This is a genomic window from Brevibacterium casei CIP 102111 (assembly GCF_900169275.1).
Classification (GTDB): Bacteria; Actinomycetota; Actinomycetes; order Actinomycetales; family Brevibacteriaceae; genus Brevibacterium; species Brevibacterium casei.
The window spans coordinates 356645-371728 of sequence record NZ_FXZC01000004.1 but is presented as its reverse complement, the minus strand read 5'-3'; the positions used below and the strand labels follow the sequence as shown (position 1 = coordinate 371728).

10 protein-coding genes and 1 riboswitch are annotated in these 15084 nt (G+C 68.4%); of the genes, 5 read left to right on the top strand and 5 right to left on the bottom strand.

The window, feature by feature from the left end; genetic code table 11:
- Positions 1-101 precede the first annotated feature (101 nt).
- Positions 102-827 (top strand): GOLPH3/VPS74 family protein, encoded by a 726-nt coding sequence (locus BC102111_RS11525; RefSeq protein ID WP_101624394.1) that lies wholly within the window; start codon positions 102-104, stop codon positions 825-827.
- Between the two features lie 342 nt (positions 828-1169).
- Here the strand turns inward: BC102111_RS11525 and BC102111_RS11520 are convergent, their stop codons facing one another.
- Positions 1170-1811, bottom strand: a complete 642-nt coding sequence (locus tag BC102111_RS11520; RefSeq protein WP_009377337.1) for a copper resistance CopC family protein — start codon at positions 1809-1811, stop codon at positions 1170-1172.
- Positions 1812-1896: 85 nt separating this feature from the next.
- Positions 1897-2469: a low molecular weight protein-tyrosine-phosphatase gene (locus BC102111_RS11515; protein WP_101624393.1), complete on the bottom strand. Its 573-nt coding sequence runs from the start codon at positions 2467-2469 to the stop codon at positions 1897-1899.
- A 52-nt stretch (positions 2470-2521) separates the two neighbouring features.
- Between BC102111_RS11515 and BC102111_RS11510 the strand changes: the two genes are divergently transcribed.
- Entirely contained in the window at positions 2522-4519 is a 1998-nt protein-coding gene (locus BC102111_RS11510) for a M13 family metallopeptidase (RefSeq protein ID WP_180960628.1), read from the top strand.
- A 91-nt stretch (positions 4520-4610) separates the two neighbouring features.
- Here BC102111_RS11510 and BC102111_RS11505 read toward each other — a convergent pair whose 3' ends face one another.
- Positions 4611-6089, bottom strand: coding sequence for a DUF1684 domain-containing protein (locus tag BC102111_RS11505; protein WP_232252550.1), 1479 nt, complete (start codon positions 6087-6089; stop codon positions 4611-4613).
- A 104-nt stretch (positions 6090-6193) separates the two neighbouring features.
- Here BC102111_RS11505 and BC102111_RS11500 point away from each other — a divergent pair, with 104 nt between their 5' ends.
- Positions 6194-7501: a M18 family aminopeptidase gene (locus BC102111_RS11500; protein ID WP_101624390.1), complete on the top strand. Its 1308-nt coding sequence runs from the start codon at positions 6194-6196 to the stop codon at positions 7499-7501.
- A 291-nt stretch (positions 7502-7792) separates the two neighbouring features.
- Positions 7793-7903: riboswitch (TPP riboswitch) on the top strand.
- Positions 7900-9690: a phosphomethylpyrimidine synthase ThiC gene (gene thiC / locus BC102111_RS11495; protein ID WP_101624389.1), complete on the top strand. Its 1791-nt coding sequence runs from the start codon at positions 7900-7902 to the stop codon at positions 9688-9690. Its footprint overlaps the riboswitch before it by 4 nt.
- 40 nt (positions 9691-9730) lie before the next feature.
- On the opposite strand, the gene BC102111_RS11490 is transcribed toward thiC, so the two are convergent.
- Both BC102111_RS11490 and BC102111_RS11485 read right to left on the bottom strand, forming a co-directional pair.
- Positions 9731-10723 (bottom strand): TAXI family TRAP transporter solute-binding subunit, encoded by a 993-nt coding sequence (locus BC102111_RS11490; protein WP_009377359.1) that lies wholly within the window; start codon positions 10721-10723, stop codon positions 9731-9733.
- 145 nt (positions 10724-10868) lie between these two features.
- Positions 10869-13007, bottom strand: coding sequence for a TRAP transporter permease (locus BC102111_RS11485; RefSeq protein WP_101624388.1), 2139 nt, complete (start codon positions 13005-13007; stop codon positions 10869-10871).
- Between the two features lie 421 nt (positions 13008-13428).
- Between BC102111_RS11485 and BC102111_RS11480 the strand changes: the two genes are divergently transcribed.
- Positions 13429-15075, top strand: a complete 1647-nt coding sequence (locus BC102111_RS11480; RefSeq protein WP_101624387.1) for an NAD-dependent epimerase/dehydratase family protein — start codon at positions 13429-13431, stop codon at positions 15073-15075.
- Positions 15076-15084: the final 9 nt, after the last annotated feature.

Here is a 15084-nt window from a genome sequence, read left to right as displayed (position 1 = left end):
CGCGGCCGGCTGACCTGTCGCGCCCTGGCGGCTAGACTGCGTGGCACAGGTCACCGCACCATCCGTTCGAATGGTTGCCCGCCCCGAGGAAGGACCCGACCATGACCGCAGGCCCCGATCGCCGCGACCTCCTCATCAGCGAGGACCTCATGCTCCTGCTCCTGCCCGAATCCGGGAAGATCCCCGAGATCACCCCCGGACTCGAGTCCGCACTCACCGGGGCACTCCTCGTCGACCTCGCCGAGGCGGGGTTCATCGACATCCTCCCCGGCTCCGACCCGGCCTCGCCGTTCGTCCGTCCCGCCGAGGTGCCGCGCCCGACCGATCCGATGTTCGTCAACGCGATCGCGCTCCTCGGGCAGAAGGAGCGACCGCTGTCGTCGGCGCTGCCGATCCTCCTCCCCCGCCTCGACGACGTCCTCCTCGTCCGGCTCGGCAACCACGGCGTTCTCCACCACCGCAGTTCCCGCTTCCTCGGACTCTTCCCCACCTCGTCGTGGCAGGTGCTCGACCCGGCACCCGAGGAACGGCTGCGCGCGGAGATCGGCGCCGTCCTCGACGGCGGTGAGTCGGTCGACGTCCGCACGGGCACGATCATCGCGCTCCTCCACGGCGCCGAGGCGGCCCGGCAGATCTCCCCGCCGCTGACCTGGGATGACAAGGTCGCCCAGCAGGTGGCGATGGCCGCATGGGCGAGCGCACCGATCCGGGACATCCTCGAGGCGGCGACCGCCTCGGCGAAGCACACGACCGAGACCGCGAGCGCGACAAGCGACTCCGCGACCGGGGCACGGGTGGCCCGCGCCTCGACCTGGCCCGACACCTGAGCCTGGCCGCCAACCGCCAACGGCGAGCTCATCGAGCCACGCTCGCAACCCCCGATCAGCGCTCGCAACCCCCGATCCACGCGACACTCGAAATCCGCGCCGCGGGCGACGCGGATTTCCGGCCCCGCGTGGAACGAGAGAACCGGGATTCGCCGGAGCGTCGATATTCGAGCCCCGCGTGGATCGAGAGCCGAGCCCCACCGCCGACCGATCTCCACCCCACCACCCGTGAATGCGACCGGCCGCCACCCATGAATAGAGCAGGTCCCCGGACGCCTCCGTCCGGGGACCTGCTGTGCTGAGTCGAGGCTCAGCGCGGGATGCGACCCGCGGTGACGAGTCTCAGCTGTTCGTGCCGCCCTTGCCCTCGTCCTTGGTCCCGGGCAGGCCCTGGGCCTTGCGGCGCATGAGGAGGACGACGATGACGATGATGGCGAGCGCTCCGACGCCGAGGAGGATGATCATCGGCATCGACATGCCGGTGTCGCTGCCGGTCGATTCGCCGATCTGACCGCGCTCTTCGGTGTTCTTGCCGGGTTCGTCGACGACGGCTCCGCCGAGACCGGCCTTCGTGGACTGCTCGACCGAACCGCCGGCGCCCTCGGCGTCGCCGATGGTGAAGGCGAAGTCGCCGGAGATCGGGTGGCCGTCGGAGGAGACGACGCGCCACACCACGGTGTACGCGCCGGGCTTGAGGTTGTCGGGCAGCGCGACGGAGAGCGTCGTGCCTTCCGCGGTGAGCTCACCTGCGGAGACGTCGGTGCCGTCGACCTTGACCATGACCTCGGAGCCCACGGCCTGGATCTCGCCGGAGAACTTCATCTCGAGCCACTCCGGCTGCTTGTCGAGCTGTGCCCCGTTCTCGGGGTTCGTCGAGATCAGCTGATCATGGGCGCTGGCCGGTGCCGCCGCGACGACGCTGAGCGCGGCGACGATGAGGGCGGCGAACACGAGCCTGAGAGCGGACCACTGTGTTCGAGTCATTTGCGATTCTCCTTCAACGATTGTCACGGCAAGGGGACTTCGCCATCGGCGAGTCCCGCCCCCTCCAGTATCCCAGATCCCGACCTCACCGAGGGTGCGCTGCGACGGCGCGCAGGTGATCTGTGAGGCCGGTCACAGACCTCTCCATTGTCTCAAGGGTTTCTTCGAAATCGGTCAATCGGCCGCCGTACCACGGGTCGGGGACGTCGGGAGCGGGTGCGTCATCGTCTCCCCCGCCGAGGCGACCCCCGCTCCCGTACGGATCCGCCGTCCCGCCTCGGCGGGGGTCGGCCGACGCCTCGGGGTCGAACTCCCGCAGCATCCGCAGCTCCGGGCGCGCCTCGGCGGGAAGGTCGGCGATGAGTCGCTCGAGGGCGCGGTAGTGGCGGGCGGTCATCGCGACGGCGAGGTCCCGGTCGGCGAGCCATTCGGCGGTGATCTGCCGGGCGGCATGGTCGTCGGTGCGGTAGCCGGCAGCGGCGAGCACCCGCGCCTGCCGGGGGTCGATGGGGTTGCCCTCCTCCTCGTCGCTGATGCCGGCGGAGTCGACGACCGCCTCGGCGCCGATGGTCTCCAAGTGACGTTCGAGGACGCGTTCGGCGGTGACGGACCGGCAGATGTTGCCGGTGCACACGAACACGACGGACGGCAGAGCCATACTCTCACTCCTCACTCAGGGACAAGGCCACCGTCCACGATACTGTTGCACCATGACTTCTCACACCTCGACGTCACCGGTGAATCCCGAGTCCGCGGGAGCCTCTGCCGACATCGCTCCCCTCGAGTCGGTGCGCCCGCAGGACGACCTCTTCCGCCACATCAACGGGCGGTGGATCGACGCGTTCACGATCCCCGACGACCGCGCCGGCGACGGAGCCATGCGCGAGCTCTTCGACACCGCGGAGACGAAGGTGCGCTCGATCATCCGCTCCGTCGTCGACGACCCGCAGGAGGCCGGCGGCGAGGGTCAGAAGGTCGCCGACCTCTTCTCCTCGTTCATGGACCTCGAGCGGATCAACGAGCTCGGCATCACCCCGCTCGAGGCGACGTTCGCCGCCATCGACTCAGCCGAGTCGAAGACGGAGCTCGCGAACCTCCTCGGGCGGCTGGAGACCGAGGGCATCGGGGGGCTGCTCGGCGGGTACGTCACCGCCGACGCCAAGGACTCCGACATCTACGCCCTCTACCTCGTCCAGGCCGGAATCTCCCTGCCCGACGAGGACTACTACTTCAACGACGACTTCGCCGAGGTGCGTGAGAAGTTCCTCGCGCACGTGCAGAGGATGTCCGGATTCGCCGGCCTCGGTGAGGCTGCAGGGATCACCGACGCCGAGGTGGCCGCGAAGGTCATGGCGTTCGAGACCGCACTCGCCCGCCACCACTGGGACCGCGTGGCCACCCGTGATGCCGAGAAGACGTACAACAAGCACACGATCGCGCAGCTGCGCGAGCTCGGCCCCGGGTTCGACTTCGATGCGTGGTTCGCCGCGGTCGCCGCCGACATCGACGGCGAACTCGAGACCGTCGTCGTCGGCCAGCCCTCGTACGTTGCCGGCATGGCCCAGGTCTGGGAGGACACCGACCTCGAGACGCTCAAGGTGTGGCTGCGGTGGTCGGTGCTCACCTCGACGGCGTCCCTGCTCACCGACGACATCGTCGAAGAGGACTTCGACTTCAACTCCCGCACGCTCTCGGGCACTCCGGCGCTGCGGGACCGCTGGAAGCGCGGGGTCGGGCTCGTCGAGTCCCTCCTCGGCGAGGCGGTCGGCAAGCTCTACGTCGAGGCCGAGTTCCCGCCTGCCGCGAAGGACGCGATCGACCACCTCGTCGACATGCTCATCAAGGCGTACGAGAAGTCGATCACCGAACTCGACTGGATGAGTGAGGAGACGAAGCAGCGGGCGCTCGTCAAGCTCTCGAAGTTCACGCCGAAGGTCGGCTATCCGGTCAAGTGGCGCGAGTACCCGGCCGAGATGGCCGCCGACGACCTCGTCGGCAACGTCCGCCGCGCCGCCCGAGCCGAGCACGCCCGCCAGATCACGCGCATCGGCGGTGAGATCGACCGCACCGAGTGGCTGATGACCCCGCAGACGGTCAACGCCTACTACCACCCGGTGATGAACGAGATCGTCTTCCCCGCCGCGATCCTCCAGCCCCCGTTCTTCGACGCCGAGGGCTCGGTGGCGGCGAACTTCGGGGCGATCGGCGCGGTCATCGGCCACGAGATCGGACACGGCTTCGACGATCAGGGCTCGCGCTACGACGGCGACGGCAACCTCGTCGACTGGTGGACGGCCGAGGATCGGGAGCGCTTCGAGGAGCGCACGAAGGCCCTCATCGACCAGTACGACGCGCTCGTTCCCGCCGGTCTCGAGGCCGGTCAGCACGTCAACGGGGCGCTCACCGTGGGAGAGAACATCGGCGACCTCGGCGGACTGTCGATCGGGTGGAAGGCGCTCGAACTCGAACTCGGCCGCACCCCCACCGAAGCGGAGGCCGCGGAGTTCTTCGCCGCATGGGCGAAGGCGTGGCGGACGAAGATGCGCACCGAGGAGCGCGTCCGCAGGCTGAGCATCGACCCGCATTCGCCGGAGGAGTTCCGGTGCAACCAGGTCGTGAAGAACATGACGGCGTTCCACGACACCTTCGGCGTGAGCGAGTCCGATGCCATGTACCTCGCGCCCGAGGCCCGTGTGACGATCTGGTAGATCTCGTCCCGGCAGCCCTCCGGGCGCTGAGCAACCCTGCGCGGGTTTGCCGAGCGCCCGGAGGGATGCCGGAATCGGGGTCGCCGCGCCTCTAGCGGTGCCGGCGGACCATCGTGACGACGCGGAAGTCGAACTCCTCCCAGCTGCCGATCGGCGCCTTCGCCGCCAGCGCCGCCTCGAATTCGCCGATCTCGCGGTACGTCGATTCGAGCGGCAGCGTCATGTCCGCCTCCGCGTAGATGAGTCCGGTCGCGTCGGTGCCGACGACGTCGAGTCCCACCGAGGCCGGGTCGAGTTCGTTGTTCATGACGATCGGCACCCGACCGGGTGTCGTCGCGCGCGGTTCGGGGGTCGCCTCGGTGTGGCCCTGCTGGTCGCGCAGCTCCCGTTGGGCGGTGATGACGAACTCCGCGAACGCCCCGATCCCGATGACCGGCAGCCGTGAGGTGAGCGCATCGGTGGCGACCCTGACGAGCCGCGAGCGCGCCTTGCGCGTGAGCGGGGCGAGGTCGCCGCCGGACATCGCGACTCCGTCGAAGCCGACGAGCGACTGGTCGATCTCATCCTCGTTGGGGTTGAGGACGGTCATGTCGAGGCCGAACCGGGCGTACCACGGTCGGGTCGCCTCGGCGCTCGCCTCGTCCCACCAGCGGTAGAAGAGGAAGGGGACATTGATGCCGGCCTCCGAGTAGAAGAACGGGGGCCGCCGTTCTCCGGCGGTGACGGCGAAGGGCACGACGTTGCCCGGCACCGGGGCGGGGCACGTGGCGAACGCGGAGAACGCGAACGGGTAGTTCACCGCGCGGTTGAAGTCGACGACGAGCGATCCGTCGGCGTTGGGGATGCCCAGATCGAGCGTCCGCCACGCCGAGGTGGTCCTCCCGTTCGTGGCATCGTGGAAGTCGAGCTGGAGTCCGGTCGCCGGGCACCCGGAGGCGATGAGCGTGACCTCGCCGTCGGGGCCGGTGAACGTGACCTCGCCGACGACCGTCGTCGTCAGCTCGAGACCCTCCTGCGCGGTGGAGACCGGTTGTGCCTGCGGCTGCTCATAGGGGGTGAAGCGACCGAGGAAGACGAACTCACGGTTGGGGTCGTAGACGGGGACCTCGACGAATTTGCTCAGCAGCGGCGACTTCGCGTCGCGGATCCTCACACCGATCCGCCCACCGCGGTCGATGAGCTCGTAGAGCACGTGCCCGACGGTGAACCAGCCGAGCGAACCGCCCGTCGGCAGCTTCGCACTGAAACCGGTGTCGTCGACCCTGACCTGGGGCGAGTCGTCGGCGGGGGCCTCCCCGGCGGTAGCTCCGTCCTCGGCGTTAGCTCCGTCCTCGGCGGGGCGGGAGAGGAGGTCCAAGGTCTGTGCGGCGGGGCCGGCCTTCGTGCTCGGGTCGAGCGCGAGGCGCACCCAGCCGTCGTCGTCGACGGTGAAGGTTCCAGGGGCGTCGGGCCAGGTCGACTCCCCATCGAGCCAGTGCAGGCCGACGACGCTGAGCCAGCCGAAGGGTGTCGCCAACGACGAGTTCCGCGAGTCCCGCCAGGTGTTCCATTCGGCCACGAATTGGTTCACGTCGAAGTCCCCTCGCAATCTCATTCGTCGTCCCGGGTCTGCCGCTTCGGAGCTGTGATCAAAGCACCTGTGATCAAAGCTACCGCAAAGGATAGGCTGAGAAAATGAGCACTCCTCCCACCGACCAGACAGCAAACGCGCAGGTCGCAGCCGATCTCTCGGAATTCGTCTCTGCCTCTCCCAGTTCCTATCATGCCACCGCTGCCGCCGCCGACCGTCTCGGCGCCGCCGGCTTCCACCGGCTCGACGAACGCGACTCCTGGGCGCTCGAACCCGGCCGCGGATACTTCGTCGTCCGCGACGGTGCGATCATCGCGTGGATGACCCCGACAGAGACCACCTCGGTGATCCCGCCGTTCCGCGTCCTCGGGTCGCACACCGACTCCCCCGCCTTCAAGCTCAAGCCCGGTGAGGAGTTCGCGACCGCCGGGGTGCGCCAGGTCGGCGTCGAGATCTACGGCGGGCCGCTGCTCAACTCGTGGCTCGACCGGGAGCTCGCGTTCGCCGGGCGCCTCAGCCTCGCCGACGGCACCGTCGTTCTCGCGCGCACCGGGGCGATCGCGCGCATCCCGCAGCTGGCCATCCACCTCGACCGGCAGGTCAACGAGGGCCTCACCCTCGACAAGCAGCGGCACACGACCCCGATCGTCGGTCTCGCCGACCTCGCCGAGGCCGACGTCCTCGAGCTCCTCGCCGCCTCCGCCGAGGTGGATCCCGAGCTCATCGTCGGCCACGACGTCTACACGATCCCCGTCCAGGAGCCTGCGCTCTTCGGTGCCGCAGACGAGTTCTTCGCCTCGCCGAGGCTGGACAACCTCCTCTCCGTCCACGCCGGGGTCACCGCGATGGTCGGGCTCGACGCCGAGGCGCTCGACCACCTCGCCCTCTTCGCCGGGTTCGACCACGAGGAGATCGGGTCGAACTCTCGGTCCGGGGCGAGCGGACCGTTCCTCGCCGACGTCGCCGAGCGCATCGTCGCCTCCCTCTACCCCGACGCGACGCGCAGCGACCACCTCGCCGCGCTGGCCGGGTCGGTGTGCGTGTCCTCGGACGCCGGTCATGCCGTCCACCCGAACTATCAGGAGCGGCACGACCCGCAGGTGCGGCCCCGCCTCGGCGGCGGACCCCTGCTCAAGCACAATGCCCAGCAGCGGTATGCAACCGACGCCGTGGGCACCGCGGTGTGGGCGCAGGCGTGCGCTGCGGCCGGGGTCGAATACCAGGACTTCGTGTCGAACAACGCCGTGCCGTGCGGGTCGACGATCGGACCGCTGACGGCGACGCGGATGGGGATGACGACCGTCGACGTGGGACCGGCGCTCTATTCGATGCACTCGGCGCGGGAGATGTGCGCGATCAGCGACGTCGTCGCCCTCGGTGCCGCCGCGAAGGCCTTCCTCCAGGGGGCGTAGGGGCCGGCGCCGGCACTCCGCACGCCGATCCACGCGCAGCCGACACCTCCAGCCCCGATCCACGCGGGGCCCGAATTCCGCGTCGCCCAAGACGCGGAATTCCGGCTGCGCGTTGATCGAGAGCGACCGACTTCGCGGGAGCATCGATTTTCTCCCGCCGCGTTGATCGAGCGCGACCGGGTACGCGTGGATCGAGGACGTTCAGCGGTCGACGAGGTGGTCGCCGAACGGTCGACGGGCGGTCGACGAGACGCGCTGTTTTGTGGCGACGCGCACACTGTGATAGTCGTTGTGTGACCCCACGGGGGCCTCCGGCAGGAGGCTGAGATCGGGCTAGGGCCGCTCGAGACCGTTGAACCTGATCCGGTTGATACCGGCGGAGGAAGAGAGGATCGCAGATGACTGCGCCTACCCCTGACACACCCGAAAACAACACGCCCGCCGAGGACTTCTCCCTCGAGCAGTACCCCTCGCATTCGCTCGCCTGGGTCGAGGACAGCGAGCACGGCATCCGCGTCCCGGTCACCCGCATCGACCTCGAGGACACGAACGGCCGCCCCAACGAACCCGTCCACGTCTACCGCACCGTCGGCCCCGGCGCCGTTCCCGAACACGGGCTTCCGCCGCACCGCGCGCCCTGGATCGCCGACCGCGACGACACGGAGACCTACGAGGCGCGCGGACACCTCATCGAAGACGACGGCCGAGCCGCCGTCCGCCGCGGGGCGCCCTCTCAGCAGTGGCAGGGTCCGGAACGGTCACCTCGGCGAGCGAAGAACGGACGCACCGTCACGCAGATGCACTACGCCAGGAAGGGCATCATCACCCCGGAGATGCGCTACGTCGCGATCCGCGAGCAGTGCGACGTCGAACTCGTGCGCTCCGAGGTCGCCGCAGGCCGGGCGATCATCCCGTCGAACATCAACCATCCCGAGTCCGAACCGATGATCATCGGCAAGGCGTTCCTCGTCAAGATCAACGCGAACATCGGCAATTCCGCGGTGACGAGCTCGATCGCCGAGGAGGTGGAGAAGCTCCAGTGGGCCGCGAAGTGGGGTGCCGACACCCTCATGGACCTCTCGACGGGCAACGACATCCACACCACCCGCGAATGGATCATCCGCAACTCCCCGATACCCATCGGCACCGTCCCCATCTACCAGGCGCTTGAGAAGGTCGACGGTGACGCCGAGGCGCTCACCTGGGAGATCTACCGCGACACCGTCATCGAACAGTGCGAGCAGGGCGTCGACTACATGACCGTGCACGCGGGCGTACTGCTCCGCTACGTCCCGCTCACCGCGGACCGGGTCACCGGCATGGTCTCTCGCGGGGGCTCGATCATGGCCGGCTGGTGTCTGGCCCACCACGAGGAGAACTTCCTCTACACCCACTTCGACGAGCTCTGCGAGATCTTCGCCCAGTACGACCTCGCCTTCTCCCTCGGCGACGGGCTGCGTCCCGGATCGATCGCCGACGCCAACGACGCCGCGCAGTTCGCCGAACTCGACACCCTCGCCGAGCTGACGAAGCGCGCGTGGGCCCACGACGTCCAGGTCATGGTCGAAGGCCCCGGCCACATTCCGCTCCACCTCGTGCGGGAGAACGTCGAGAGGCAACAGGAGCTCTGCGACGGCGCGCCCTTCTACACCTTGGGTCCGCTGGTCACGGACATCGCTCCCGGCTACGACCACATCACCTCGGCGATCGGGGCCACGGAGATCGCCCGCTACGGCACCGCGATGCTCTGCTACGTCACCCCGAAGGAGCACCTGGGCCTGCCCGACCTCGAGGACGTCAAGACGGGCGTCATCACGTACAAGATCGCCGCGCACGCCGCCGACGTCGCGAAGGGACATCCCGGGGCGAGCGCCCGTGACGACGCACTGTCGAAGGCGCGGTTCGAGTTCCGCTGGCGCGATCAGTTCGCCCTCGGCCTCGACCCGGAGACAGCGGAGGCATTCCACGACGAGACCCTGCCCGCCGAACCGGCGAAGACCGCGCACTTCTGCTCGATGTGCGGGCCGAAGTTCTGCTCGATGCGCATCTCCCAGGACATCCGCGACACCTACGGAAGCGCCGAGGCGCAGGCCGCGATCGCGGGCATGCAGGCCAAGAGCCGGGAGTTCCTCGAGCGCGGGGCCCAGGTGTACCTTCCCGAGCCGACGGTCGGCCCCCGCCGAGGCTGAGGGGCCGGGGGCGCTGCCAGCGTCGGGTGAACTCAGTCCCTCACTTCTGCAGCTCGTCGAGGGCCTTCTGCGAGCCGGGGGCGAGTGTGATCGGCTCCGGCGGCACCGCGGTGTCGAGTGTGATGTCCTTCGCGGCCGCATGGACCTTCTCGAGGTCGGCCTTCTTGTCATAGATGAGCTTCGTCAGCGCGCACTGCGTGCCCTCATCCATGTCGTTGCGGACCATGAGGACGTTCGGGGTGACGATCGTCTTCACCGTGCCCGCGCCCTTGTAGGTGTCGGCGGGGATCTCGGCCACCTCGTAGACGGGGTTGAGCTCCTTCATCTTGCTCTCGAGCCCGGAGATGTCGACGAACTCGACGTCCCCGCCGTTCGAGGTGAAGAGGTCGGTGACGCCTGCGGTGGGCAGACCGCCCGACCACACCATGCCGTCGATCGTCCCGTCCTTCATCCCGTCGACCGTCTTGGCCAGGTCGAGCCGCTGCTTCGTCACATCACCGTCGGCGAGGCCCGCGGATTCGATGAGACGGTTGGCGATGACCTCGGTGCCGGACTTCGGCGACCCGGTCGAGATCGTCTTGCCCTTGAAGTCCTCGACGGACTTGATGTTCGCATCCTTGCGGACGATGACGTGTGTGTAGTTGTCGTAGATGCGCGTGAGCGCCGAGATCTCCTCGGGCTTGTCGAAGTCGGCGTTGCCGGTGACGGCATCGGCTGCGGTGTCGGCGAGCGAGAACGCGATGTCGTAGTCGCCCTTCGCCAGCTGCTGGAGGTTCTGCACCGAGGCGCCGGTCTCGGCGGCGGTGGCCTTGAGCTCGGTGTTGTCGGAGATCAGCTGCGCGAGACCGCCGCCGAGGACGTAGTACACGCCCGTTGAGTTGCCGGTGGCGATCGTGATCTGGCCCGACGCCGCCGTGCAGCCGTCACCGCCTTCGGCGGCCGGGGTGTTCTCGCGCTTGCCGCCGCACGAACTCAGGGCCAGGACTGCGGCGATCGCGGCCGCGGTGACGGTGAACATCTTCGTTCTCTTCATGGGCTCTTCCCTTTCTTTGTGGGTGTCTCAGTGGAGGTCCGGTGACAGCGGCTTCAATGGACGATCGGGTGCCAGCAGTTGGCGTCGGCGGTTGGGCGGCTGGGCCGTCCGGTCCCCGCACCGGGCTGGGAGGTCAAGTGCGAGGTCATGGGTGGGCCGCCTCGGCGGGGGTGGCCCGCGGACTCCGAGGACGACGTCGGAGCACGAGGTGGACGATGACGGCGAGGGCGAGGGCGGCGAAGCCGATGGTCATCGACAGCGGCTGGAGGTAGAGGAGCGCGCCGGCGGCGATGAAGCAGAGGACGCGTTCGGGCCAGCCGGCTCGGCGGATGATCCAGCCGCCGGCCCCGGCGGCGAGCGCGGCGACGGCGCACGCGGACACGGCACCGGTCCACAGGGCCCCGAGGAATCCGCCCTGCGCGACGAGGGAGGCGCCTTCGGGGGTGAAGGTGAAGGCGAGCGGGACGAGGAAGGCGGGGATCGCATACTTGCACGCTTGCCACATCGTCGCGATGACCCGGCCCCCGGTGATCGCCGAGGAGGCGACGGCGGCGAGCGCGGTCGGCGGGGACACCTCGGAGAGGACGGCGTAGTAGAAGATGAACATCGCGGCCGCCGCCTCGGGGACGCCGAGGGTGATGAGGGCCGGACCGACGATGACCCAGCTGATGATGAACGAGGCGGTCACGGGCACCGCGAGACCGAGTACGGTCACGGCGATCGCGGCGAAGATGCACGTGAAGACGAGGACGGCGGTCGGGTTCGTCGAGATCGCCTGCGCGCCCTTGACGAGGATGTCGGAGATGACCTGGCCGAGCCCGGTCTTCGTGATCGTCGAGACGATGATGCCGGCGGCCGCGCACACGCTCGTCACCGGCAGGACCGAGCGGATGCCCGTCGAGAGGGCACCGAAGATGACGTCCCAGATCGCCCGGAGGATCGCGGTCGGCTGCCCGCGGTGGGTGAGGACGATCTCGATGATGCCGAAGCCGATGCCGACGAGCGTCGCGTAGACGACGGCCTTGAACGGGGCCATGCCGAGGGCGAGGAAGACGACGATGATGCCGAGCGAGATGAAGTGGTAGAAGCCCTTCTTGAGGATCGGCCACGAGCGCAGGCCCGGCGGCGGGCGGTAGTCGACGTCGATCTTGCGCGAGTCGATCTCGATGGCGAGGAAGATGCCCAAGTAGTAGAGCAGGGTCGGGACGACCGCCCAGAGGAGGACGAGTCCGTAGGAGACGTTGAGGAGCTCGGCGATGATGAAGGCCGCGGCGCCGAGAGTCGGCGGAGAGAGGATCGCGCCGATGCCCGAGGCCGCGAGCATGCCGCCGGCATTCTCCTTCGGGTAGCCGGCCTTCTTGAGCACCGGCCAGGTCACCGCGCCGAGCGAGACGGCCGTGGCCGTGCCCGACCCCGACACCGTGCCGAGGAGGAAGCCCGAGAGCGCGACCGTGCGTCCCGGCGCGGCCTTCGACTTCTTGAAGAGTGAGAATGAGAGGTCGATGAAGAAGTTCGCCGCGCCCGTCTTGTCGAGCACCGCGCCGTAGATCGTGAAGAGGACGATGTAGGTCGCGGCGACGTCGAGCGGGATGCCGTAGAAGCCCGACGCGTCGTTGTAGAGCGCGTTGATGATCTGGTCGAAGTTCTGTCCCGCGTGCGCGCCGGGCCAGCCGACGGGGATGTAGGCCCCGTAATAGCTGTAGAGGAAGAAGACGACGCAGAAGATCGGGAGGATGAGGCCCGTCGTCCGCCGCGTCGCTTCGAGGATGAGGAGCAGGAGTATCCCGCCCATCGTCACGTCGAGGGTCGAGAGCGAGCCCTGCCGGTTGAGGAATTCGTTGAAGCCGCCGGAGAAGAACGGCAGCACCGGATAGGCGCAGGTGAGGAAGGTGACGACGACGAGGATCCAGTCGATGACCGAGGGATTGTCCGTGGAGCGCTGGGGCTTCGACGATCTCGTCGAGGCGGCGACCTCCTCGGCGGCGTCCGAGGCCCGCTCCCCCACCTCCTTCTTCCGGCCGAAGCCGGGCCGGTAGCAGATGAAGACGAGCGGGAGGACGAAGGCGAGGAACCACATGAGGTAGTACTGGTTGCCCTGCCTGAGCGGGAAGAACACCTGGTTGAGCACGTAGAGCGAGATGAGGAAGCAGACGATGGAGACACCGAGGTCGAGCCGGCGCGTGAGCGTGCGCTGCGGCAGCTCTTCGTCGTACTGCGCGATGAGTTCGTCGACGTTCGCTTGGGGAAGCGGACTCGTGGCGGTCCCGGACGGACGCTCGGACATCGGTGTCCTCTCGCTCTCTCTGGTGTCTGCGGTGCGGGGGCGGTCAGTGGTTTCGGATTCGGCGATGACGGTTGCGGTGGTGCTGGGTGGGCTGGTGCGGGAGGCTCGGGTGCGCGGGGCGATCGAACGTCATTGCCCTCTGCCCTCACACGCGATTGTGAGCTGATTCACAATATACTCAGTCGCCCGCCGGCTCTCCGCAGATCGACGCGAACCGGCCGCGGTTTGGCGAGATCGTTATCCGCAGTGCCGTTATTCGGGACTTCGGCCGCAGACACCTCGCGGATCGTCGACGGTCGTCACCGGCCACACTCCCGCTGTCATCTCCGTCCGCCCGGCGGCGCTCGACCCTGGACACCGACCAGCCCGCCGAGTAGCGTGAATGGCAAGGCACTTTGTGATTTCGAGGAGAGGTGGGTCCATGCGCGTCGCAGTCGTCGGGGCAACGGGCAACGTCGGAACGGCGGTTCTCGATGAGCTTGCGCACACGCCCGAGGTCAGCTCGGTGCTCGGCATCGCCCGACGCCTTCCCGACACCGACGCCGCCCCCTACTCCGAAAGCGAGTGGGCATCGATCGACATCGGTGCAGCGGTCACTGAAGACGTCGCGATCGCCCGCCTCGCCGACGCCTTCACAGGCGCCGATGCCGTCATCCATCTCGCGTGGCTGATCCAGCCCAACAGCGATCGCACCCTGCTCAGACGCGTCAACGTCGACGGCACGGCGAGGGTGGCGGCCGCCGTCGCCGAGGCGCAGGTCCCGCATCTCGTCGTCGCGTCATCGGTCGGCGCCTACTCTCCCGACGACACTCGCCAGCTGCGCGACGAGGACTGGCCCACCGGCGGCATTCCCTCCTCGCACTACAGCGTGGACAAGGCCGCGCAGGAGCGTGTCCTCGACGATTTCTCCTCCCAGCATCCGAACGTGCGAGTGACTCGGATGCGTCCCGCTCTCATCTTCGCCGCCCACGCCGCCTCCGAGATCCAGCGCTACTTCCTCGGCGAGTGGATGCCCCTGCAGATGCTGCGAACCGGATCGCTTCCCTTCCTTCCGGTGCCCAGCGGACTGCGCGGCGTACAGGCAGTGCATTCCAGCGATGCCGCTCGCGCCTATGTCGCCGCCGTGCTCCGCGGCGGACACTGGGCGTACAACATCTGCGCCGACGACGTCCTCGGCCCTCCCGATCTCGCGACCCTGCTCGACCACGGGCGCGCCGTACGCGTACCCACACCGCTGGTGCGGGCGGCGCTCGGAATCGGTCACGATGCCCGCCTCGTCGCAGCCGACGAGGGCTGGCTCGACATGGGGGTGAGCGTTCCTCTCATGGACAACGCCAAGGCGAAGCAGGACCTCGGCTGGCGTCCCGAGCACAGCGCGTCCGACGCAGCCCGAGACCTCCTCGACGGTCTCCGTGAGGGCACCGGTGCGGCATCGGTGCCACTGCGCGATCGAGACGTCGCAGACCAGGTGTCGCGAACAGGACCAACCGCAGAATCCGCGCTGGCGGCCCGCGAGACCCGCTCGCGCTCCGACTCCGTCGATTGGGACCTCATCGGTCTCTACGTCAGCGACCACCTCTCGGGAGCAACTGCCGGAGCCGCGAGGATAGCGCGGATGGCCGAAGCCTTCATCGACACTCCTGTCTATGCTCCGCTCTCTGAACTGGCGGATGAGATCCGGCGGGAGCGCGGGTTCGTCGCTGAGCTCGTCACCGACCTCGATCTGCGGCGTCGCCGCCTCGTCGATGCCGCGACGTGGACGCTCGAACGATTGGGACGGCTCAAACCCAACGGTCGGCTCCTGCGCCGCTCGCCGATGACGCTGGTGCTCGAGACCGAGCTGATGCGCAGTGCGATCATGGGCAAACTCGGGATGTGGCAGACGCTGCGTGACAACGCCGACGCTCTCGGGCTCGCAGCAGAGGTGTTCGACGACCTGGCCGAGAACTCCCGCAGGCAGCTGCGCACCCTTGACGCCGTCCATGACTATGCCCGTACACGAGCGTTCCGTTCCGACAGCGAGGTCCACGACCAGGACTCCCCGCAGTCACCGGTCCGCCCGGAGTGAACGGGCCGG

Coding starts and splice junctions, on each gene's coding strand:
- BC102111_RS11485 (WP_101624388.1), bottom strand. CDS start 13,007: ATGTCCGAGCGTCCGTCCGGGACCGCCACGAGTCCGCTTCCCCAAGCG.
- BC102111_RS11525 (WP_101624394.1), top strand. CDS start 102: ATGACCGCAGGCCCCGATCGCCGCGACCTCCTCATCAGCGAGGACCTC.
- BC102111_RS11510 (WP_180960628.1), top strand. CDS start 2,522: ATGACTTCTCACACCTCGACGTCACCGGTGAATCCCGAGTCCGCGGGA.
- BC102111_RS11490 (WP_009377359.1), bottom strand. CDS start 10,723: ATGAAGAGAACGAAGATGTTCACCGTCACCGCGGCCGCGATCGCCGCA.
- thiC (WP_101624389.1), top strand. CDS start 7,900: ATGACTGCGCCTACCCCTGACACACCCGAAAACAACACGCCCGCCGAG.
- BC102111_RS11500 (WP_101624390.1), top strand. CDS start 6,194: ATGAGCACTCCTCCCACCGACCAGACAGCAAACGCGCAGGTCGCAGCC.
- BC102111_RS11515 (WP_101624393.1), bottom strand. CDS start 2,469: ATGGCTCTGCCGTCCGTCGTGTTCGTGTGCACCGGCAACATCTGCCGG.
- BC102111_RS11480 (WP_101624387.1), top strand. CDS start 13,429: ATGCGCGTCGCAGTCGTCGGGGCAACGGGCAACGTCGGAACGGCGGTT.
- BC102111_RS11520 (WP_009377337.1), bottom strand. CDS start 1,811: ATGACTCGAACACAGTGGTCCGCTCTCAGGCTCGTGTTCGCCGCCCTC.